Genomic DNA, 20,341 nt, shown 5'->3' on the forward strand with positions numbered 1-20,341 from the left:
CTCCGCGACGAGCGCGCAACACCTCGAACCGTTGCGATGTCTCTCAGTAGGGTGACCGCATGAGCACGTATGCGACGCAGACGCGCGCGAACGTGCTGGCGAGCGAGATCGAGCAGCAGATCCTCGACCGCGAGTTCGCACCGGGCCAGCTGATCGGCACGATCGACAGCCTCCGTACCCGATCGGGCTTCGCCCGTTCGACCGTCGCGGAGGCCATCCGCCTTCTCGCTGATCGCGGACTGGCGGAGATCCGCCCGGGCCGCGGTGGCGGTCTGTTCGCGACCGCGGCGGGACCGATGGTCCGGATCCGGCACACGTTGCTCGCGGTCACGGACGCCCCGACCTCGGTCGCCGAGGCGGTCGCGGTGCGGGAGGCGCTGGAGGTGCTGATCGACACGGAGGCCGCCACGCACCGCACCCCCGCGGACATCCGCGACATCAAGAAGCTGCTGGCCCGGCTCACGGCGGCAGCGAGCCGGGGCACGACGGAGTTCCTGCTCGCGAACTGGGACCTGCACGAGCGGATCGCGCAGATCTCCCCGAACCAGACCGCGTCGGCGCTGTACCTGTCCATGACGCGCTTCGTCAGGGAGCACGCCGTCGCTGCGACGCACGACGAGGACCCCGCCTCGGCCGCAGCGTGGCTGCACGTCCGGGTCGGAACCCACGAGGAGCTCGTGGCGGCGATCATCGCGGGCGACGTCCCTCGGGTGAAGGCGGCCGTCGACCGGCACGCCGGCCTACTCGACACCAAGTAGCCCGCGTCGGCTCAGGCTGCCGGCGGCTCGAGCTCTGCGCGGACCCACTCCTCGAAGCTCGTCGGCGCCCGGCCGAGGAGCCAGGTCAGCACGTTCGGGTTCCCGACGAAGTCGTTGCTGGTGTAGCGAGCGCTGATGGCTCGCATCGCTCGGAGCTTGTAGGCAGCGACGTTCGGGTCCGTATCGTCGAGGACCCGGTCGGCGAAGGTGTCCGCATCGATCTCGCGGGCCCGCACGGGCCGATCGAGGACCGAGGCGATGATCGCCGCGAGGTCGTGCGCCGTGTAGCGACCCGGCGACGCGAGTTCGTAGCTCGCGCCGTAGTGCCGCTGGCCCTCCACGAGCACCGTCGCTGCGACGCTCGTCACGTCCTGGAGCGCCACGAGCGACTGCCGTCGTTCGAGCGACCACGAGAGCTCGAACACACCGCGTTCGACCGCGGGCTTCAGCCGATGCGCGAGCATGTAGTTCGTCGGCTGCAGGATCGTGAACTCGAGTCCGGATGAGAGCAGATGCTCCTCGACGTCCCGCTTGACCTCGTGCTGGACGAGGTCGGTGATGATCGCGTGCAGCACCGAGCTCATCACGAAGTGCTCGACACCCTCTGCCCGCGCGGCACCGATGAGGGCGAACCCGCTCGCCCGTTCGGAGGGCGACAGGGTCGGCCCCACGTGATAGATCCGCTCCACCCCGCGGACGGCTCGCCCGATCACCTCCGGGTCGGCCAGGTCACCCACGAGGACATCCTCCACACCGGCCATGTGAAGCGCGTCCGCGGACGCCTCGGACCGGACGATGGCGCGAACCTCGCTCCCGACGGCGAGCAGCTGAGGAACGAGCAGCCTGCCCTGGTTGCCGTTGGCCGCCGTCACCAGGATCACGAGTCCGTACCTCGGTCCTCATCTGGGACGACCTCCGGCGGGACGATCGGCAGCTGGATCAAGCTGCGATGGTCCGGTCCCGTGTAGAGGGTGTTCGTCGCCCCGTCGTGGTAGCCCCGGTCGTAGGCGTGATGCATGCCGTGGGCGACGCCGTCGAACGGCTGGATGTCGACGCGGAGACGCTGCCCCTGGCGCATGAGGCCGGTGTTGGGGATGAGCTCGATCTCGACGCGGACGGGCTCACCGGCCACCAGCGGCGAGTGGTCCGCCTTCCTGTGGGTGTGCTTCGGGCTGTACGAGGTCGACCGCTGCTCGTCGAGCACCCGGTGGGAGGCCTTCAGCCAGCCCTTCATCAGCGGGGTCGGTCGGTCGCCGAAGCCCATCGTGGCGAAGCTCGTGTAGTCGACCTCCCGCCCGTCCTCCTCGAGGACGCGGACGGACACGTAGATGTCCATGTCCTCGGACGTCGACGACACCCAGAGCTCCGCCTTGCCGTATCCGGCCAGCACGGCGTCCTCGGCCAGCGGGTCGCTGATGAAGGAGACCCCGTTGAAGCGGGGATCGGACTCGACCGAATCGGGGTCGACGCGGATGGCTGCGCCGACGCCCGGGCCGACCAGCGCGACCTCGGCGGAGTAGGACGCCTCGCGTTCGAGGGAGGGTTCCGTGGACGCGACCCGAAGGAAGTCGGACCGGGTCCCGGTGCCGGACCAGTCCGACGGCTCGGCGTCCAGGTACCAGGGCGTGTAGACGGTGCGGGCGATCGGCCACTCCTGCTCCTGCAGGACGAACGAAGCGCCGTTGCCCGTCCGGACCTCGAGACGGATCGGTGGCGTGTCCATCACCCCGTTCTCGACGCCCTTGAGCCAGTGGTCGAAGAACGCCGTGTGTGCCGCCACCGTCTCCGCGGCGTAGGCCTTCTGGAACCAGTCCTCCCAGAAGTCCAGCTTCTTGTTCGTCGTCGGCGTGGCCAGATACGCGCCGCTGCCGCCGAGCTGGTGGAAGTGGGCGACGTGCGTCGTGGCTGCGACCGCCCACAGCGGGATGTCCACTCCGCTCTGATCCGGGCTCATGAACACCTCGGCACGCGGCCCGAAGACCGCCTCGGGATCCGAGTCCCGGAACGGGTTGTTCTTCATCGTCGTGATGAAATCCGCGATGTCGATCTCGCCGAGGATCGGGGGGACCAGCCCGGACGCCTTCCAGATGGACCAGAACTGCTCGTTGAAGATCCCGCCGCTGTACGCGACCTCCTCGTAGAGGTCCACGTCGGTCCCGACCGCGATCATCGCCTTGAGGTGCGACGGGTGCAGGCTCGCCGCCTGATGCTGGCTCATCGCCAGGTACGACATGCCCCAGGTGCCGACGGCGCCCGTCGACCAGGGCTGCTCACCGGCCCACTCGATCGCGTCATGGAGCGCCCTCGCCCCGGCGATCCCCCATGGGGCGAGCTGCCCCGGGCTGTTCCCCGAACCCGGCATGTCCACGCGGACCACGGCGTAGCCCTTCGGTACCCACACGGAGGTGCTGACGGACTCGTGGTTCTCGAACTGGAGTCCGCCGGCGTTGCCGAGGAAGAAGTCCTCCTCCATCAGCTCGTGCTGCTCGAGGTCGTCCGGTCCGCCGATCGAGTGGTGGTTGAACGCCTTGCCGTACGGGCCGCAGCTGACGATGGCGGGATAGGTGCCCTCGTCGGCGGGCCGGAACACGTCCGCGAGCACGTATCCGCCGTCCGCGAGCGGGATCCGGACGTCGCGGAACCGCAGGATGCCCATGGCGTTTCGGCGGACTTCGTTCCGGGCGTTCGCCGGCGTGACCAGGGTCCGTGGCGTGGGGAAGACGCCGGCGGTATGGAGGTCGTCCAGGAGCTCCGCCACGATCGTGTCGTCGGTGAACTGCTGGACCTTGTCCACGGTTCCGGTGGCCTCGAAGTTCGCGTCGTGCCGGAAGTTCAGCGGCCGGTCGCCGATGATGTCGTGGATCTCGCGCGGGATGCGGGTGCCGTTGTCCCGTACCTCGTCGCGCCCCAGAGTGAAGACAAGACGGGCGATGTTCGTGAGCCCCGCGTCCTTCAACCTCGTGACCTCACCGTCCACCCGCGCGACGATCTGCGCCAGGTCGACGCGGGGACGCCCGGTCACGTTCCCGATCGCGACGTCGCCGAGCAGGAACGCGATCCTCTCGCCCTGCTCGTACTCGAACTCGCCCTGCTCGCCGGTGAGACCCGCGTGCGTCGGGGTCTCGTACTTGAGCCCGACGACAGGTCCGGCGAACCGTCCGGTGAAGGTCATGTGGGTGCTCCTCGTCTTCGTTGACTGGTGGCGCTGTCTTCGCCGCGGCCGGTGGTCCGGCTACCGCCGCTCGAGGACGCTCATGGACGAGGGACCGGCCACGACCCCTGCGAGGTCACGACCGAGGTTCTCCAGCCACGTGTCGACGTTGTTGGCGGCGTGCAGGCTGCCCGCACGACAGTTCCTGGCGATCAGCTGCAGTGGCATCCGCTTGCTGATCGCCGACGCTCCAGACGCGCGGAACAGGGTCTCGATCGCGGAAGCGCAGGCGTCCCACACGTATGCCGCATCGGTGTGGAACTGCACGATCTCCCGCGCGGAGGGATCGTGGCCGTCCTCGTCCAGCCGGTCGAACTCGGCGACCGCGGCGTCCGCGACCCGGCCGGCAGCGCGGATCTGCATCGCGGCCGCGCCGAGGATGTGATGCGCGACGGGGGCGTCGACCTGGCGGGAGTACGGCGAGTAGGGGACGCTCCGGCGGCCGATCGTGGCGAGGAAGACCTCCACCGCCTGATCGGCCATTCCCAGGGCGACACCCGTGCTCGACACGATGGACCGCGGAAGCCCACCGCGGCGGGGCCCGAGCCCCTCCGCCGTCAGCTCGGCCGTGCGCTTCGCGAGCTGCGCCGGCGTGCCGAAGCGCTCATCGGGCACGAAGAGCTCGCCGTCGGTCGCCACCGTCTGGCTGCCGGTGGCCGCGAACCCCATCGCGTCCCAGTCGTTGCGGCACACCAGCTGCTCCTTCGGGATGAGCACCATCCCGACCTTCGAGTCGTCGGTATCATCGGTGAACACGGCGAGGTAGCCGTGGGAGGCGTGGACGCTGCCGGTCGCGAACGGCCAGACGCCCGTGACGATCCATCCTCCGTCGACCTTTCGTGCTGTCCCGGACATGTGGCGGCTGGTCCCACCGACGGCGAAGGTCCGATTCCCGACCCACGGCCAGTCGTAGACGGGCGCGACGACGGCATCGTCGAAGGCGTTGCTCCAGAGATTCCCGCCGGCAGTCGCCCAGACCACCCAGCTCGACGCGCCGCATCCGGAGCCGAGAGAGCGATAGATGTCGAGCATCTGCCGAGTCGTGAAGTCCGCGCCGCCGAACCGCTTGGGCTTGCTGATGTTGAAGAGACCGGCGGCGTCGAGCCGCTCGATCGTCTCCTGAGGGATCCGCCGCTCCTCCTCCGCCAGAGCCTGATGCTCTCGGAGCCAGGGGCGGAGCGCGACGATGCGGTCGACGATCTCCTCGGCGCGCGGGACGACGACGTCCGTGATCATGGCCACTCCTTCCGCGACACCGGTGTGCCGCTGAAACCCGCCACCGATTCGAGGCTGGGATCCGATCCGTTTCGGCTGTCCCCCGAGGCATCGGGATGGTCGTCGAACCACCCGTCCTTGGGGTAGCGGTACATCCAGTCGACGACGAGCCGTCGGCGGGCGATCAGCCACCCGCCGTCGCGCTGCTCGAACCGGTCGAGGTACCGGGCCCACAGCTTGACGTTCTCACCGGCCCACTGGTGCGCCTCGGTGCCCTGGTGCTGCGCCTGCAGATACGTCTCGACGTGCGCGACGTGCGGACCGTCGAACTCGATCAGGCTGTTCGAGAGCGAGTGCATCGTCCGCACGAACCTCGGCATCTCGCCGGAGAGGAACGCGACGAAGCCGTCCACCGAGCCGACGTGCAGGCTCTCGGGGAACTGCACCCACGCGTCGGGGTGGAAGACACCGCGGACCAGACCCATGTCGACCCGGTCGAGGCCGCGGCAGTACCGCAGCAGCGCGTCGTGGATCTCCGCCCGCGCGCCCAGCTCCTCGAGGTTCATCGGCTTCCGCCGAACCAGGGCAGCCGGTACGACCCGATCCCGAGGATCGTGGTCGCGAAGAAGAACTCGACCGGCTCCTCCTCCGGCTGTCCGATGGAGTCATCGAGCCTGGCCAGTCGCACACGTCGTTGTGTCATCGATCTTCCTGTTCCTGAAGGGGTGGTCCGGTCCGCTACTCGGCGGCCGGGTGGCGGTGGGAGTTGTCGACGATCCGGTTCCTCAGGACGCCGAGACCATCGACCTCGACCTCGACGACGTCGCCGGGCTGCAGCAGCCAGGGCGGGGTCCGCGCGTAGCCCACGCCGGACGGCGTGCCAGTGGCGAGGAGGTCGCCGGCGTGCACCGTGAAGGTCTTCGAGATGTAGGACAGCGTCTCGCCGACGCCGTAGATCATCTGGGTCGTACTGCCGTGCTGCACGACCTCGCCGTTCACCCGGGTCTGCACCTCGAGCCCCTCTCGGAGATCGCCGACCTCGGCGGCGGGGACCATCGGACCGAGCGGCCCCGAGTTGTCGCCGTTCTTCCCGACGATCCACTGCGAGGTGTGCTTCTGCGCCCGGCGCGAGGTGATGTCGTTGAACGTCGAGTACCCGATGACGGCGGCGAGCGCCTCCTCGGGGGTGGCGTCCACGAGGTCGGATCCCACCCAGGCGACGACCTCGCCCTCCCAATCGACGCCGTCTTCCCCCGACGGCACCGGCACCTCGGCCCCGTCCACACTGAGGGATGTCGGCCACCTCGCGAACAACGTCGGGAAAGGGGGGAACTCCTGGTCGCGGAAGGTGCCCTCCGCGACGTGGTCCGCATAGTTGAGTCCGACGCAGACGACGCGAGCGCTTTTCAGGACCGGCGGCACGAGAGAGCCTGGCAGCACCGGGACGGCCGCACCGGAGGCACCCGCCGCGAGATGAGCGGCAGGCGACGACCAGAAGGTTTCGAGATCGGCGATCGCTGTGAGCTCCGTGCCGTCGTCGCTCAGCGCACCGACGACGACGGCCCCATCGCCGTCACGCATACCCGCGAATCGCATGTCTGCTCCGATGCCTCAGTACTTCCCTGTACCGGAAACCCACTATACCGTTCTAAGGTTTTGTCGGTAGGGGGTCGCTCGGATGACGAGCATCGTGGCCGGGAGGTGGGTGCGGTTCTCCACCGTCCGGAGCGTGCCCGGCGTGAAGTGCACCGAATCGAAGGCGCTCAAGATCTGGTCGTCGCCCTCGGCCGTCATGGCGAGCTCACCGGAGAGGACGACGTAGACCGTCTCCGCCTCCTGCGGCGCGAGCTCCGCGGATCCACCGGGCAAGTAGTGGGACAGGGCGACGGTGAGGTCGCTCGTCGGTGTCGACGTCCCCCCTTGCAGGCGGACCGGTCCGACTCCAGAGTGGCCGACCGGGCTGAACGGCTCGGCGTCGGCGATCCTCGTCACTCGCATGGTCATGGCAATGCACCTTCCTCGATGAGTACCGGGTTGCGGGCCGGGTCGCCCCCGAGCGCATCCCGAAGATCCGCGACAAGACGAGACGGGTCTCTCACGTCGCCCGTGCCGAACGCGTAGAAGTCGGGTCGGGCGAGGACGACCGAGCAGCAGTGCGCCTCGAACCAGGCCCGGTACGAGCCGTCCACGTCGCGGACGGACCCCTCGCGCGAGACTGCGGTCGTCCTGCCTCCGATCCGGGCGAACCACTCGCGGAGCTCCGATGGCAGGGCCGTGTCGGGGTCCACGTCGAGCCCGACGAGCTGCCACGTACCGCCGACGAGGTCGTCGAACAGCCCGACGACACCGTCGACCTCGACGCGCGCCTGCACCGTGAGCCTTCCGGCGTTCTCGTCATCGGGCTCGGCGATCGACGGCCGCCCGAGACGGGGATGAGGAGGCTCGACGGTCACGGCGGCGGGATCCGTCAGCTGCGCGCGCATCGCCGCATCGCGCTCGGCCGCCTTGGCGGGATCGAGCTCGCACACCACCCGGCCGATCGCGATCGCCTCGTCGATGATCTCGCGCACGTGCGCGCCGCGTTCGGTCCCGTAGGAGTCGAGCACCGACTCGCCCGCCGCGCCCGCCTCGATCATCGAGAGGCGCCACGCGAGCGCGGCAGCATCACGAAGCCCGGAGCAGAGGCCCTGTCCGAGGAACGGCGGCATCAGGTGGGCGGCGTCGCCGGCGAGGAGCACGCGTCTCCGACGCCAGTCCCGGACCCACTTTCCCCGGAAGGTGTAGACCGCATGGCGCTCCAGCTCGGCGGTCTCCGGCGTCACGCCCCACGGCGCCATGAGGCTCCAGGCCGTCTCGGGCCGACCGAGGTCCGCGGCGGACACGTCCGAGCGGCGCATGAACTCGAAACGTCGCCGTCCGGGGCCGCTGTTGACGGCCGTGGCCGGCTGGACCGGATCGCAGTACTGCGTGACGAACGCGTCCCACTGCCGATCGTCCAGCGGCCGGTAGTCGATGACGAGCCAGTCGGCCTCGAAGCCGGCGTCGACGCTCTCGATCCCGACCAGCTCGCGAACGGCGCTGTTCGCGCCATCGGCCGCGACGAGCCATCGACCACGCAGGACGTCCTCCTGCGTGGGGTCGCCGGTACCGGCGACCGTCAGACGAACCTCGTGCTCGTCCTGGTCGATCGCCACGGCGGACCAGCCACGGCGGAGCTCGACCGACGGGAGCGCGAGCGCCATCGACTCGAGGACCGACTCGAGGTCGGGCTGGTAGAAGCCGTTGGTGTTCGCCCAGCCCGATTCGGCAGCCCGGTTCCAGTTGATCGCGGTGAGGAGCAGCCCGTCGCCGTTGCGGATCTGGTAGCCGCCGCGCTCGCCGCGTGAGGGCTCGAACAGGTCCGCGTGCGCCTCCATGACACCCGCGGACTGGAGGATGCGGAGCGCCTCGTGGTCGATCGTGCACGCCCTCGGCATCGGATACCGAGCGGGCCAGCGCTCGACGATCGTCACGCGGTGACCCCTACGTCCGAGCAGGATCGCGGTCACGAGCCCGACCGGGCCGGCACCGACGACCAGGAAGTCGATCGGCTCCGACGATGTCGCGTCGTTCATGCCGATACCCCTCAGTGCCGGACCTACTTCACCTGCAGGGCGTTCAGGAACCCGATGTCGCCGGCTGCGGCGAACTCGTGCAGCACCCTGACGCCCATATCCGGGTTGTGGTCACCGTGCGGCTCGGGCACGAGCGGGTTGCCGCTCCACCCCTGCAGCCGGCAGACGCGGCGCTTGATGCGCCAGCCCTGTTCGGTCCGCACGACCTCGTCGTCGTACCAGCCCGTCCCGGTCCAGGACGGCCCGCCCTCAGCCGCGTTGCGGATCAGCAGCCAGTTGCCGTAGCTGAAGGCGTGTGCGGTGTCGCCGTCGACCTCGACGAGGTGGCCCATCATCGTGTGCTGGTGGCTGTCGAGGCGGGCATGGAAGTCGGCGAACGACGCCTTGAAGACCTCGAGCCCCTCCCAGCCGGCACCCGCCGGGCCGAAGACGGCGATGACGTCCTGGGTGAACACACGGTCGAACAGGTCCCACTGGTGCGTGTCGAGCGCGAACGCGTACATGTTCATGATCTCGATGATCTCGGCCTTGTCGCTATCGGCCATGGGCTGTGCTCCTCGTCTTCGAGTGACCCGGGAGGCACGTCCGCATCGACGACCTTCCCGTACTGAACCATCGCAACCGTTCAGACCGTCAGGAGTGTGCCCCGCCCCTCGGCGACTGTCAAGCAGCATCGCCCGGTTCGGACGGACGCCGGCCTCCTCGCCCGTGCTCGAGTGGGATTCCATAGTAACCGTTGACAGGGTTTGATCGACCTGATTCCATCGGGAGGTCGCGCGCCGGCACCGTCGCCCGCGCCGTCCCGATGGAGGCTCCATGTCGAAGGACATCGATCCGGCCCTGTTCCGCGAGACCCTCGGCCACTACCCGACCGGCGTCGCCGCGATCACCGCGGTCGCGGACGGCCGACCCGTCGGGATGGTCGTCGGGACCTTCTCCCAGGTGTCGTTCGATCCCCCGTTGGTCGCGTTCCTCCCGACGACCGGCTCCAAGAGCTTCGCCGTCCTCCGCACGGCGACGGCGTTCTGCGTCAACGTGCTGGCATCCGACCAGGAGCTGCTCTGCCGACGGTTCGCCACGGCCGGCGACCAGAAGTTCGACGGCGTCGAATGGCGGCCAGCCCCCCTCGGCTCCCCGATCCTCGACGGCGCGGTGTCCTGGATCGAGTGCACGTTCGAGGACGTGCGGGAGGCGGGCGACCACTCCATCGTGCTCGGCCGGGTACGGGACCTGGCGGTCGAGCGGTCGACGTTGCCTCTGCTGTTCTTCCAGGGCGGCTACGGACGCTTCTCGCCCGGATCGTTCATCGCGGCGCCGGATCCGGAGCTGATCCAGGCCGCGCAGCTCGCCGAAACGATGCGCTCGCGCGTCGAGGATCTGGCCGAGGAGTTCGAGGTCAACTGCAGCGTGCTCGCCAAGGTCCGGTGGGACGCCGTGCAGGTGCTCGCGGCCAACCATTCGCCGGTCGACGAGCCGTTCCCGCTCGGCCACCGACAGCCCCTCATCCCGCCGTTCGGTGCGGTGTTCATGGCGGCCGCGACCGACGCCGAGGTGGACGAGTGGCTGGGTCGGGCGCGCAACCACGACGAGGGACGGCGCGCGCTGAACCGGGCGCTGCTCGAGAAGGTTCGCGAGCGGGGCTACTCGCTGCTGACCGCGAAACCGGAGGTCGTGGCGCGGCACCAGGCCGTGCTGTCGGCGTTCGAGCGCTCGGACGGCCTTCCGCAGCAGGAGCGGGTGGTGCGACAGGTCACCTCCGAGCTCGCCGACTTCTTCGGTCCCGACATCGTGCCCGGTGAGCGCTACGACCTCGCGAACATCGTGATGCTCATCGCCACCGGCCCGGGACTGCCGCCGATGGCACTCCGGATCACCGGTCTGCCGAAGCAGGCCAGCTCTCGACGGATCGATACCTGGATCGCCGCGATCTGCAGCGTCGCCGCCACCGCCGAGCAGCTCACCGGGTCGCATCGATGAGCCCGCGCACCTCCTCGAGGAGACCTTCGTGACCGGACCACTCGACGGGATCATCGTCATCGATCTCAGCAGGGCGATGGCCGGCCCCTACTGCACCGCCCTGCTCGCCGACATGGGTGCGCAGATCATCAAGGTCGAGAGCGTGAACGGTGGCGACTCCGCTCGCCAGTGGCCGCCGTTCGAGAACGAGCACAGCCTCTACTTCGAGTCCGCCAACCGGAACAAGCGATCGATCTGCATCGACTTCTACTCCTCCGAGGGACGGGAGATCCTCGACCGGCTCATCGCCGACGCCGACGTGCTCGTCGAGAACTTCAAGCTCGGCACCCTCGAGAAGATGGGGCTGACGCCGGCGCACCTCGACGAGCTCAACCCGCGACTCGTGATCGGCTCGGTCAACGCGTTCGGCCTGACTGGACCGATGAAGGACGACGCCGGGCTGGACCAGGTCGTGCAGGGCATGTCCGGGCTCATCTCCGTCACCGGATCCGAGCGCGGCGACACCTACCGCGTCGGGGTGCCGATCGTGGACATCACCTCCGGGATCGTCTGCGCGTTCGGCATCGTGTCGGCGCTCCTCGGACGCAGCACCGGCCACCCGGTCGGCCACGTGTCGACCTCCCTGCTCGAGACGGGGCTCGGCCTGTCGGTGTTCCAGGGGCAGCGCGCGCTCACCCTCGGCGAGACTCCTCGCCCGCAAGGCAACAACCATCCGACGATCGCGCCCTACGGCAAGTTCGTCACGGCCACGGAGCCCCTCACCATCGCGGTCGGCAGCGAGAAGCAGTGGCGGGCGTTCTGCGACCTGCTGGACCTCTCCGCACTCGCGGACGATCCCCGATTCGACGTCGGAGCGAAGCGCAGCACGAACCGGACCGAGCTGAAGGACCTCATCGAGACCGCACTCCTCGCGAGAACCGCCGACCAGTGGGTGCCGCTCATCACCGCGGCCGGCATCCCCTGCGGTCCGATCTACGACTACACACAGGCCTTCGCCACCGAGCAGGTGACCGCGCTCGAGCTCGTCCAGCGGGCCACGCGGCAGGACGGCTCCGCCGTGTCCATCCTGCGCGGACCGCTCAGCCTCGACGGCGTGCCGAGCGCGGTCCGGTCGTCCGCGCCCGCCCTCGGGCAGCACACAGCGGAGGTGCTCCGCGAGCTCGGGTACTCGGACGAGGCCGTCCGCGGGTTCGAGGCGGCCGGACGCGTGAGGACGAACACGGTGCCGGCGTGACCAGCGCGGTGGCCTGCGGGCGGATCACCGCGAGGATCGCGGACGGGATCGCTGCCGTCGAGATCGACGACCCCGCACGGCGCAACGCGATGACGAGAGCCATGTGCATCGAGCTCCAGGAGCTCATGCCGAGCCTCGACGCGGACCCCGAGGTGACCGTCATCACGCTGCGGGGCGCCGGCACGACCTTCTCCGCAGGGGCCGCCATCGATGAGCTCTCCTCCGTGCTGATGGACACGCGGGACGGCGGCACCCCGGTCGATCACCTGAGCCGCGCGGACCTCGCCATCGCCTCGACCGCCAAGCCGACGATCGCCATGGTCGACGGCGCCTGCATCGGCGGCGGCTGGCAGATCGCGTCGGCGTGCGACTTCATCGTCACGAGCGAGCGATCGATCTTCGCCATCACCCCGGCGAAGATCGGTGTCATCTATCCGAGGGCCGGGATCGAGCGGCTCATCCGCCAGGTGGGCCCGGCGACCGCGAAGCTGCTCCTCCTCACCGGCAAGACGCTGTCCGCTGCGGAAGCCCACGATCTGGGGCTCGTGGCGGAGGTGGTCGCGGTCGACGAGTTCGCCTCGCACTGCAGCGCGATGGCGCGCACCCTGCTCGGGAACTCCCGCTTCTCCATGCACAGGCTGAAGTCGCTCGTGGACCTGACCGTGTCCGCGGACCCTGAGCTCGGCGCGAAATGGGGTGAGGCGTGGGACGCGATGGCGGCCGGGCCGGACATGGCGACCGGCATCGACGCGTTCCTGCATCGGGAGCGCCCGCGGTTCACCTGGACACCCGAGCCCTGATGCTCGGGCAGGAGGACGTCGCTCGTGATCGCCGCCGCCGTCCTCGGTCACCCGGCGAGGATCTGCTGGATCGCCGGCGCGACGGTCTCGACGAGGGTCTCGGTGTCGGCGGACGCGAGGACCGGGACGCCGATGATGCGGCGGCTCGTGACGATGCCGATGAGCATCGATGCGGCCAGGCCGGCGCGGAGCATCGCGTCGTCGCCGCGTCCCTGCGTGCCGTGCAGGAGCCGGGACTGGATGAAGTCCCGCAGCTGCGCGCTCGCCTGCTCGTTCACGATGGCGCCACGGAGCATCGCCATCAGCGGCTCGCGTTCCGCTGCGATGCCCTCCCAAGCCTCGAGGTAGGCACGGACGACTCGTTCACCGAGGTGCTCGTCGGGTCCCTCGAACGCGGTGTCGAAGCGCTCGAGCGCGGATGCGGGTACCGCCATGGCGACCGCGAAGAGCTCGTCCTTGGAGCGGAAGAACTGGATCACCTGGGACGGGTCCACGCCGGCGTCGGCGGCGATGCGGCGGATCGTCGCCGCCGCGAACCCGTCGCTCGCGAAGCGGGCGCGGGCGGCGTCGAGCACCGCCTGCCTCGTGCTTCCAGGCCCGGGTCGACGACCTCCACGAGCGCGGAGCCGCGACTCGTCCCCTGCGGTCATGCGCCGAATGTACCCGCGAGATGGTCCTACTCAACTGCTGTTGAGTTTTTACCCGCCCCGACATACGCTCGGGCGGTCGGAGCCCTCGAGGGCTCCCCGGACGAAGGAGCTCACCGATGAGCGAAGACCAGAAGATGTACGTGCCGTCCTCGCCGCTTCCGGCGGCGAGGTCCGGGGTGCTGACCGCGTTCGACCCGGGTACGCGCACGCTCGAGGCCGGCTTCCAGGTCGCCCCGCCCTTCAAGGCCCTGCCTGTCGACATCCTGTTCGAGAAGGACGTCACCGTGCAGCTGCGGGACGGCGTCACGATCCACGTCGACGTGTTCCGTCCGACCGGCACCGAGCCGGTGCCGGCCATCGTCGGGTTCAGCCCGTACGGCAAGGGACAGGGCGCCTCCGTCAGCGTGATGGGCATCTTCGGGCTCGTCGGGCTGCAGAACTCGATCGTGTCGGGACTCGAGAAATTCGAGGGCGCGGACCCCGCGTACTGGTGCGCACGCGGCTACGCGATCTGCAACCCGGACATCCGCGGCGTCGTCGACTCGGACGGCGACAGCGTGCTCTGGGATCGGCAGGAGGGCCGCGACTGCTACGATATCATCGAGTGGCTCGCCGAGCAGGAGTGGTGCTCCGGCAAGGTCGGCATGAGCGGCACCTCGTACCTCGCGGCGTCGCAGTGGTTCACGGCAGCGGAGCAGCCGCCGCATCTCACCGCGATCAACCCCTGGGAAGGCGTCAGCGACGTCTACCGCGACCTCGTCAAGCGCGGCGGCATGCCCGACACCGGGTTCGCGCAGCAGCTGCAGGAAGGCAGCTTCTTCGGGAAGAACCGGAAGGAGGACATTGTCGGCGAGGTCGAGCGCTTCCCATTGATGACGGACCTGTGGGAGCAGAAGATCCCCGAGTTCGCCTCCATCACCGTTCCGGCATACGTCGTCGCGAGCTACTCCAACACCCTGCACACCGCGGGCACCTTCCGTGCCTGGCGGCGGATCGCGTCCGAGGAGAAGTGGCTCCGGGTCCACAACAGCCAGGAGTGGCCCGACTACTACGACGAAGCGAACGTCGAGGACCTCCGTCGATTCTTCGACCACTACCTGAGGGGCGAGGACAACGGGTGGGAGCAGACGCCGCACGTCCGCTACGCCGTCCTCGACCTCGAGGGCGGCGACACGATCAACGTCCCCGCGGATACGTTCCCTCCGAGTGACGTCACCTCGACGAAGTACTACCTCGACGGCGGCACACGGGCTCTGACCACCACGGCGCCGACCGTCGCGGTCCCGGCCGCATACGCCGTCGACCGGAACCCCGACGCGATGTCCTTCATCACCACCTTCGAGCAGGAGACCGTGCTGGTCGGCTACCCGAAGGCGCACCTGTTCGTCGAGGTGACGGGCGCGGACGACATGGACCTGTTCGTGCTCGTGCAGAAGCTCGACCCGTACGGCACGCCTCTGTCGGCGTTCACGATCCCGAACCACAGCCCGATGGCGCACGACATCACCGATCACGGCGCGACGATCCTGCGCTACAAGGGCTCCGACGGCCGCCTCCGGGTATCCGCGCGCCACCTCGACGAGGCGCTCTCGACCGACGACGTGCCGGCCCACACCTTCGACCGGATCGAGAAGCTCACCGACGGTGACATCGTCGAGGTCGACATCGACCTCCTCGCCGTCGGTCTGGTGTTCCACGCCGGCGAGCAGCTTCGATTCGTGGTCAGCTCGAGGAACCTGCTCGGCACCCTCATGCCCGGCATCCGCGAGTACGTCGGCGCCAACAGCGGGCAGCACGTCATCCACACCGGCGGCGAGCACGCCTCCTACCTGCAGCTGCCCGTCCAGACGCGGTAACGCTCGGAGCGGCGAGTCGGTCTCCGCGTGGGCAGACGCCGATCGGGCTGGTCCGGAGCGGAGGGCGTGGGATTCGAACCCACGGAGCATTGCTGCTCACTGGTTTTCAAGACCAGGTCCATCGGCCGCTCGGACAGCCCTCCCTGTGGCTGCAGGGTACCCGCTCCGTGCCGCGGCTCATCATTCGGCCGACCCACAGCCTGAATGCAGGCCGGCGGATCTATCGTCCGCGGTGTACGGTCGCCGCGGCCCGTTGCGCCGGCCCCATCACGAGGAGACGGCGAGATGAGCACTGCGACTGTCCAACGACCCACCGGTGACACCCGTCCGGCGACGTTCCTCGGCCTGATACCGCGGGGTGTCAGCCGCTACAGCTGGCTCACCCTGCTGAACACCTGGCTCACGTGGGCGCTGAACGTCGTGACCTTCACGATGGTCTACTCGCTCGGCACGGTGATCATCGAGCAGTTCCACCTGTCCCCCGCGACGTGGGGCTTCGTGGTCGCCGGGTACCTCGGTATCCGAGTGCTGTTCGACCTGCCGACCACGATCCTGTCCGACCGGCTCGGCAACGGATTCCGCCGCAAGTACGTGTGGTTCCCGCTGATGATGCTGTACGCGGTGGTCGGCTCGCTCATCGCCATCCCGCAGCTGAGCGGGTCGCTGTGGTCCTTCTGCCTGCTGCTCGTCGGCGTCGCGATCGGGACGACCGCGAGTGAGGCCCTCGGCGTCGTCGCGACCAGCGAGTGGTGGCCGCGGGAGCACCGCGGGTTCGCGGTGGGCCTGCACCACACCGGCTACCCGGTCGGCGCTCTGGTCGGCGGGCTCGTCGCGACCGGCGTGCTCGTCGTCTTCGGCAACGACGGCTGGCGCCTGGTCTACCTCGCCTCCCTCGCCACCATCCCGTTCGCCATCTGGTACTGGTACCTCTCCACCCGAAAGCACCAGGAGGAGGTCGAGCGGCACGACACGGAGCAGGGCCTCACTCCCTCCACCGTCGAGGAGGGCGAGCGCGAGCACGTCACGCTGCGCAGCTGCTTCGAGGCGATGAAGTCGAGGGAGGTGCTCATCCTCGCGGCCTGCGGGTTCCTGTTCCAGGCGATGCAGAACGTGTTCATGACGAGCTACCCCGAATACCTGAAGTTCGTCGGCGGCTTCAGCTACGCGGCCGTCGCATCCCTGACGGTGGTCTGGGCGATCACGGGCGCGTTCTTCCAGTTCCTGTGGCCCACGATCTCCGACCGGATCGGTCGCAAGTGGTTCATCGTCGGCGCCGGCGTGATCCAGGGCACGGTGTTCCTGCTGCTGCCGATCTCGACCGGGCTTGTCGGCGTCGTCCTGGTCCAGCTGCTCTACGGCGTGACGCTGAACGCGGTCTTCCCGCTGCTGTTCTCCAGCACGGCGGACGTCGGGGGCAAGCGGACCGGGTCAGCCCTCGGCGTCGTGTTCACCTCCATCTGGCTCGGCGCCGTCGGCGGCACCCTGCTCGCCTCGGAGGTGCTGGAGGCCGGCGGCGGATTCAAGAACGCGGACTCGTATCGAATCGTGTACCTGATCATGGTCGGCTTCTCGGTGCTCGTCGTCGTGCTGCGACTGCTCGCCAAAGAGACGAACCCGCGCTCGGCCCGCACCCCGGCAGCCGCACCAGCCGGGAGCGCATGACAGCGTCGCGGTAGGTGCGCCCTCCGCGCGGTGTGCACACCTACCGCGCAGCGGCGCAGGTACCGCGCGAGGGGGAGAGGAGGGCCAGAGGAGGGTCAGAGGGTCAGAGCAGCGACTCCAGCACGTCGGCCAGGCCGTCCTGCACCACCGGAGCCGTCACCTGCGAGCAGGCCGCCAGCACGTCGGGCGGGGCCTGGCCCATCGCGACGCCGCGACCGTGCGCGCCCGCCCACTGCAGCATCTCGACGTCGTTGCGGCCGTCGCCCACGGCGACCACGCGCTCACGCGGGATGTCCAGTTGCTCGCGCAGGCGCTCCAGCGCGGTCGCCTTGTTCACGCCGTCCGGAGCGATGTCGAGCCAGGCCGTCCAGCCGACGGCGTAGCTGACGCGGTGCAGGCCCATCTGCTCCACGATCTTCAGAAAGTCCTCCATGCCGTGGTTCGGCGAGATGACGACCACCCGCGTCGCCTCCATGCCGAGCAGGCCCTCGAACGGCACCTGCTCGCTCATGCGGCCGACCGCGCCGCTCGGGAACTGCTCCGTGTGCCGGTAGAACCCGTCCCGGTCCTCCACCGCGTAGTGGGCGCCCTGCAGGGCCTCGCGGATGGTCATCAGCACCGCGGAGGGGTCGAAGGTCTCGATGAACTCCTTGCGATACCGCACCGGTTCGGCGTCGTCGCCAGACTCCCGGCGGATGGTGACCGCGCCGTTGCTGCACACGGTGTGCTCGGGGGTGATGCCGAGCTGGCGCAGCACCGGCAGCGTCGTGTCCATCGACCGGCCGGTCGCGATCATCAGCTCGTGGCCTGCCGCGACGACGGCGGAAACGGCGCGCTGCACCCGCGCGGACACCGAACCGTCCTCGTGCAGGATCGTGCCGTCGATGTCGAGCGCCACCAGGTGACGGTCGGCCCGGTGCTCAGCCGCGCTCACGCCGTCGGCTCGAGCACGTCGCGCCCGCCCAGGTGCGGCCGCAGCACCTCGGGCACCGTGACGGATCCGTCCGCCCGCTGGTGCGTCTCCAACAGGGCGACGATCCAGCGGGTGGTCGCGAGCGTGCCGTTCAGGGTCGCGACGGGCGAGGTGCGGCCGTCCTCGCCGCGGAATCGGGTGTTCAGGCGGCGCGCCTGGAAGGTCGTGCAATTGGAGGTGGAGGTCAGCTCGCGGTAGGCGTGCTGCGTCGGCACCCACGCCTCCACGTCGTACTTGCGGGCCGCGGAGGTGCCGAGGTCGCCCGCCGCCGTGTCGATCACCCGGTAGGCGAGCCCCAGGTCGGTCAGCATGGCCTCCTGCATCGCCAGCAGCCCGGCGTGCTCCGCCTGCGCCTCAGCCGGATCGGAGTAGACGAACATCTCCAGCTTGCCGAACTGGTGCACCCGGATGATGCCGCGGGTGTCCTTGCCGTGGCTGCCCGCCTCGCGCCGGAAGCAGGTGGACCAGCCCACGTATTTGAGCGGCCCGGCGGAGATGTCGAGGATCTCGTCGCAGTGGTAGCCGGCGAGCGCGACCTCGCTGGTGCCGGTCAGATAGAGGTCGTCCGCTTCGAGGCGGTACACCTCATCCGCGTGCTCGCCGAGGAATCCGGTACCCGCCATGATCTCGGGCTTGACCAGAGCGGGCGTGATCACGGGGACGAAGCCCGCCGCTTGCGCCCGGGCCAGACCCAGTTGCTGCAGAGCGAATTCGAGCAGGGCGCCGACGCCGGTGAGGAAGTAGAAGCGGGCGCCGGATACCTTGGCGCCGCGGTTCATGTCGATGGCGCCGAGCAGTTCGCCGAGTTCCAGGTGGTCGCGGGCGGGGAAGTCGAAGGTCGGCCGTTCGCCCACCTCGCGCATCAGGACGAAGTCGTCCTCGCCTCCGGCCGGTACCCCGTCGAGCACCAGGTTGGGGATGGTGCGGAACACTTGATCGAACGTCGCATCGGCGACGGCGGCGCGCTCGCCGGCCGCCTTCACCTCGGCAGCGAGACCCTTCACCTGCTGCAACAGGGCGGGCTTGTCGTCCTTCGTCGCCGCGGCGACCCGCTTGCCGAACGCGTTCTGCTCGGCCCGCAACCGCTCGAACTCGGTCAGCGCCGTCCGGCGCAGCAGGTCCGCCTCCAACGCCTGCGACACGAGCGAGACGGGGGCGCCGCGCCGCTGCTGCGACCGCTCCACGACCTCCGGCGATGCCCGCAGCACCTGCACGTCGATCACCGCTTCAGCCTACGGGCCGCCATCGTCGCGGCTCAGCGTCGCTGCCGCACCGATCCGCCGCCCCGCGCGATGTCGGTCAGCGCGCTCCCAGGCTCGATACAGTGTCGCCATGCCGGTTACGACGGGAAGCACGCAGCGCGTCGCCGCGGTGATCGTCAACCCGACCAAGATCGACTCCGATCGCCTGCACTCGGTCGTCGGCACGGCCGCCGAGGTCGCCGGCTGGGGGGCCAGCCGCTGGTATGAGACGACGCCGGAGGATTCGGGCGCCGAGGCCGCCCGGCGAGCGATGGCCGACGGGGCGGATGTGGTGCTGGCCGCCGGCGGTGATGGCACGATCCGCGCCGTCGCCGAGGGGCTGCAGGGCAGCGGCGTCCCCCTGGCGCTGCTGCCGAGCGGCACCGGCAATCTGCTGGCCCGCAACCTGCACCTCAGCCTCGACCGGATCGAGCAGTCCGTCGACGCCGCGTTCAGCGGGGTGGACCGCAAGATCGACCTCGGTATCGCCGAGATGGAGTTCCCCGACGGGACGCGGGCGTCCCACGTGTTCGTGGTGATGGCGGGTATCGGCCTGGACGCCCGCATGATCGCGAACACCGACCCCGCACTGAAGAAACGCGTCGGCTGGCTGGCCTACGTGCAGGGCATCGCCGTCAGCCTGCGCGGCGGCAACAATCTGCGACTGCGGTTCCGGTTGAACGACGGCGCGGCGCACCAGCTGCGGGTGAACACGCTGCTGATCGGCAACTGCGGTCTGCTGACGGGCAACATCCTGCTGCTGCCGGAGGCGGCGGTGGACGACGGCGTCTTCGACATCGTCGCACTGCGGCCGAACGGCATCCTCGGTTGGATCCAGATCGGGTTCAAGGTGATCTGGGAGAACGGCGTGCTGCGGCGCAGCGCCGTCGGCCGGCGACTGCTGGGCTTCACCAAAGAGGTGCACACGGTCCGCTATATGAAGGGAGCGCAGATCGTCGTGCGGCCGGAGTCGCCGCAGCACTTCCAGCTGGACGGCGACGCCTTCGGCGAGGTGGTCGCGGTGCGCGCCCGGATCGATCCGCTCGCCCTCACGGTGCGCATCCCCGGCACCGAGAGCGGCCGCCTGCCCGCATCCGACACGGCGAAGGAACAGCAGACGGTGTGAGCGCGCCGCGAGCGCGTCCCGCTG

The 20,341-nt window shown here is 69.4% G+C and carries 19 protein-coding genes and 1 tRNA gene; 7 read left to right on the forward strand and 13 right to left on the reverse strand.

Annotated features, from left to right (window positions below; genetic code table 11):
• Positions 1-59 precede the first annotated feature (59 nt).
• Complete coding sequence (locus tag ACFE7H_RS08835; RefSeq protein WP_375400861.1) at positions 60-758, forward strand: FadR/GntR family transcriptional regulator; 699 nt, start codon at positions 60-62, stop codon at positions 756-758.
• Positions 759-769: 11 nt separating this feature from the next.
• Here ACFE7H_RS08835 and ACFE7H_RS08840 read toward each other — a convergent pair whose 3' ends face one another.
• Genes ACFE7H_RS08840 through ACFE7H_RS08880 form a run of 9 tightly spaced genes read right to left on the reverse strand, consistent with a single transcriptional unit; the run spans position 770 to position 9,343 of the window.
• Complete coding sequence (locus ACFE7H_RS08840; protein WP_375400862.1) at positions 770-1,639, reverse strand: SDR family oxidoreductase; 870 nt, start codon at positions 1,637-1,639, stop codon at positions 770-772.
• Positions 1,636-3,930 (reverse strand): CocE/NonD family hydrolase, encoded by a 2,295-nt coding sequence (locus ACFE7H_RS08845; protein WP_375400863.1) that lies wholly within the window; start codon positions 3,928-3,930, stop codon positions 1,636-1,638. Before ACFE7H_RS08845 ends, ACFE7H_RS08840 begins: the two co-directional genes overlap by 4 nt.
• A gap of 60 nt (positions 3,931-3,990) precedes the next feature.
• Positions 3,991-5,205: an acyl-CoA dehydrogenase family protein gene (locus ACFE7H_RS08850; RefSeq protein ID WP_375400864.1), complete on the reverse strand. Its 1,215-nt coding sequence runs from the start codon at positions 5,203-5,205 to the stop codon at positions 3,991-3,993.
• The gene (locus ACFE7H_RS08855; RefSeq protein ID WP_375400865.1) at positions 5,202-5,750 is read right to left on the reverse strand and encodes a nuclear transport factor 2 family protein; all 549 of its coding nucleotides are present in this window, start codon (positions 5,748-5,750) and stop codon (positions 5,202-5,204) included. The genes ACFE7H_RS08850 and ACFE7H_RS08855 overlap by 4 nt, the downstream gene beginning before the upstream one ends.
• Positions 5,747-5,887 carry a hypothetical protein gene (locus ACFE7H_RS08860; protein ID WP_375400866.1) on the reverse strand — a complete coding sequence of 47 codons (141 nt, stop codon included), beginning with the start codon at positions 5,885-5,887 and terminating at the stop codon, positions 5,747-5,749. Before ACFE7H_RS08860 ends, ACFE7H_RS08855 begins: the two co-directional genes overlap by 4 nt.
• Before the next feature lie 35 nt (positions 5,888-5,922).
• On the reverse strand, positions 5,923-6,780 hold the full coding sequence (locus tag ACFE7H_RS08865) for a fumarylacetoacetate hydrolase family protein (protein ID WP_375400867.1): 858 nt from the start codon (positions 6,778-6,780) through the stop codon (positions 5,923-5,925).
• A gap of 42 nt (positions 6,781-6,822) precedes the next feature.
• Positions 6,823-7,188, reverse strand: a complete 366-nt coding sequence (locus ACFE7H_RS08870) for a cupin domain-containing protein (RefSeq protein WP_375400868.1) — start codon at positions 7,186-7,188, stop codon at positions 6,823-6,825.
• Positions 7,185-8,798 carry a bifunctional 3-(3-hydroxy-phenyl)propionate/3-hydroxycinnamic acid hydroxylase gene (locus tag ACFE7H_RS08875; RefSeq protein ID WP_375400869.1) on the reverse strand — a complete coding sequence of 538 codons (1,614 nt, stop codon included), beginning with the start codon at positions 8,796-8,798 and terminating at the stop codon, positions 7,185-7,187. Before ACFE7H_RS08875 ends, ACFE7H_RS08870 begins: the two co-directional genes overlap by 4 nt.
• A gap of 23 nt (positions 8,799-8,821) precedes the next feature.
• On the reverse strand, positions 8,822-9,343 hold the full coding sequence (locus ACFE7H_RS08880; protein ID WP_375400870.1) for a nuclear transport factor 2 family protein: 522 nt from the start codon (positions 9,341-9,343) through the stop codon (positions 8,822-8,824).
• A 271-nt stretch (positions 9,344-9,614) separates the two neighbouring features.
• Between ACFE7H_RS08880 and ACFE7H_RS08885 the strand changes: the two genes are divergently transcribed.
• From ACFE7H_RS08885 to ACFE7H_RS08895, 3 genes are read left to right on the forward strand one after another with little or no spacing between them, the layout of a single operon-like run.
• Entirely contained in the window at positions 9,615-10,775 is a 1,161-nt protein-coding gene (locus ACFE7H_RS08885; protein ID WP_375400871.1) for a flavin reductase, read from the forward strand.
• Positions 10,776-10,803: 28 nt separating this feature from the next.
• Positions 10,804-12,009 (forward strand): CaiB/BaiF CoA transferase family protein, encoded by a 1,206-nt coding sequence (locus ACFE7H_RS08890; RefSeq protein ID WP_375400872.1) that lies wholly within the window; start codon positions 10,804-10,806, stop codon positions 12,007-12,009.
• On the forward strand, positions 12,006-12,809 hold the full coding sequence (locus ACFE7H_RS08895) for an enoyl-CoA hydratase/isomerase family protein (protein WP_375400873.1): 804 nt from the start codon (positions 12,006-12,008) through the stop codon (positions 12,807-12,809). The genes ACFE7H_RS08890 and ACFE7H_RS08895 overlap by 4 nt, the downstream gene beginning before the upstream one ends.
• A gap of 47 nt (positions 12,810-12,856) precedes the next feature.
• Here the strand turns inward: ACFE7H_RS08895 and ACFE7H_RS08900 are convergent, their stop codons facing one another.
• Complete coding sequence (locus tag ACFE7H_RS08900) at positions 12,857-13,459, reverse strand: TetR family transcriptional regulator (RefSeq protein WP_375400874.1); 603 nt, start codon at positions 13,457-13,459, stop codon at positions 12,857-12,859.
• A gap of 116 nt (positions 13,460-13,575) precedes the next feature.
• Here ACFE7H_RS08900 and ACFE7H_RS08905 point away from each other — a divergent pair, with 116 nt between their 5' ends.
• The gene (locus tag ACFE7H_RS08905) at positions 13,576-15,315 is read left to right on the forward strand and encodes a CocE/NonD family hydrolase (protein WP_375400875.1); all 1,740 of its coding nucleotides are present in this window, start codon (positions 13,576-13,578) and stop codon (positions 15,313-15,315) included.
• Positions 15,316-15,373: 58 nt separating this feature from the next.
• Here ACFE7H_RS08905 and ACFE7H_RS08910 read toward each other — a convergent pair.
• Positions 15,374-15,458, reverse strand: a tRNA-Ser gene (locus tag ACFE7H_RS08910).
• Between the two features lie 142 nt (positions 15,459-15,600).
• On the opposite strand from ACFE7H_RS08910, the gene ACFE7H_RS08915 reads away from it, so the two are divergent.
• Entirely contained in the window at positions 15,601-16,977 is a 1,377-nt protein-coding gene (locus tag ACFE7H_RS08915) for a nitrate/nitrite transporter (RefSeq protein WP_375400876.1), read from the forward strand.
• Between the two features lie 103 nt (positions 16,978-17,080).
• Here ACFE7H_RS08915 and ACFE7H_RS08920 read toward each other — a convergent pair whose 3' ends face one another.
• Positions 17,081-17,911 (reverse strand): HAD family hydrolase, encoded by an 831-nt coding sequence (locus ACFE7H_RS08920; protein WP_375400877.1) that lies wholly within the window; start codon positions 17,909-17,911, stop codon positions 17,081-17,083.
• Positions 17,908-19,173: a serine--tRNA ligase gene (gene serS, locus ACFE7H_RS08925; RefSeq protein WP_375400878.1), complete on the reverse strand. Its 1,266-nt coding sequence runs from the start codon at positions 19,171-19,173 to the stop codon at positions 17,908-17,910. The genes ACFE7H_RS08920 and serS overlap by 4 nt, the downstream gene beginning before the upstream one ends.
• Before the next feature lie 109 nt (positions 19,174-19,282).
• On the opposite strand from serS, the gene ACFE7H_RS08930 reads away from it, so the two are divergent.
• Positions 19,283-20,317 (forward strand): diacylglycerol/lipid kinase family protein, encoded by a 1,035-nt coding sequence (locus ACFE7H_RS08930; protein ID WP_375400879.1) that lies wholly within the window; start codon positions 19,283-19,285, stop codon positions 20,315-20,317.
• Positions 20,318-20,341: the final 24 nt, after the last annotated feature.

It is taken from the genome of uncultured Amnibacterium sp. (assembly GCF_964250715.1).
In the GTDB taxonomy this organism is placed as follows: domain Bacteria; phylum Actinomycetota; class Actinomycetes; order Actinomycetales; family Microbacteriaceae; genus Amnibacterium.

Excerpts from the sequence above, each read along its gene's own strand:
- ACFE7H_RS08880 (WP_375400870.1), bottom strand. The coding sequence starts at position 9,343 with ATGGCCGATAGCGACAAGGCCGAGATCATCGAGATCATGAACATGTAC.
- ACFE7H_RS08845 (WP_375400863.1), bottom strand. The coding sequence starts at position 3,930 with ATGACCTTCACCGGACGGTTCGCCGGACCTGTCGTCGGGCTCAAGTAC.
- ACFE7H_RS08865 (WP_375400867.1), bottom strand. The coding sequence starts at position 6,780 with ATGCGATTCGCGGGTATGCGTGACGGCGATGGGGCCGTCGTCGTCGGT.
- ACFE7H_RS08875 (WP_375400869.1), bottom strand. The coding sequence starts at position 8,798 with ATGAACGACGCGACATCGTCGGAGCCGATCGACTTCCTGGTCGTCGGT.
- ACFE7H_RS08905 (WP_375400875.1), top strand. The coding sequence starts at position 13,576 with ATGAGCGAAGACCAGAAGATGTACGTGCCGTCCTCGCCGCTTCCGGCG.
- ACFE7H_RS08915 (WP_375400876.1), top strand. The coding sequence starts at position 15,601 with ATGAGCACTGCGACTGTCCAACGACCCACCGGTGACACCCGTCCGGCG.
- ACFE7H_RS08855 (WP_375400865.1), bottom strand. The coding sequence starts at position 5,750 with ATGAACCTCGAGGAGCTGGGCGCGCGGGCGGAGATCCACGACGCGCTG.
- ACFE7H_RS08850 (WP_375400864.1), bottom strand. The coding sequence starts at position 5,205 with ATGATCACGGACGTCGTCGTCCCGCGCGCCGAGGAGATCGTCGACCGC.
- ACFE7H_RS08930 (WP_375400879.1), top strand. The coding sequence starts at position 19,283 with ATGCCGGTTACGACGGGAAGCACGCAGCGCGTCGCCGCGGTGATCGTC.
- ACFE7H_RS08870 (WP_375400868.1), bottom strand. The coding sequence starts at position 7,188 with ATGACCATGCGAGTGACGAGGATCGCCGACGCCGAGCCGTTCAGCCCG.
- ACFE7H_RS08835 (WP_375400861.1), top strand. The coding sequence starts at position 60 with ATGAGCACGTATGCGACGCAGACGCGCGCGAACGTGCTGGCGAGCGAG.
- ACFE7H_RS08885 (WP_375400871.1), top strand. The coding sequence starts at position 9,615 with ATGTCGAAGGACATCGATCCGGCCCTGTTCCGCGAGACCCTCGGCCAC.
- ACFE7H_RS08860 (WP_375400866.1), bottom strand. The coding sequence starts at position 5,887 with ATGACACAACGACGTGTGCGACTGGCCAGGCTCGATGACTCCATCGGA.
- ACFE7H_RS08900 (WP_375400874.1), bottom strand. The coding sequence starts at position 13,459 with ATGACCGCAGGGGACGAGTCGCGGCTCCGCGCTCGTGGAGGTCGTCGA.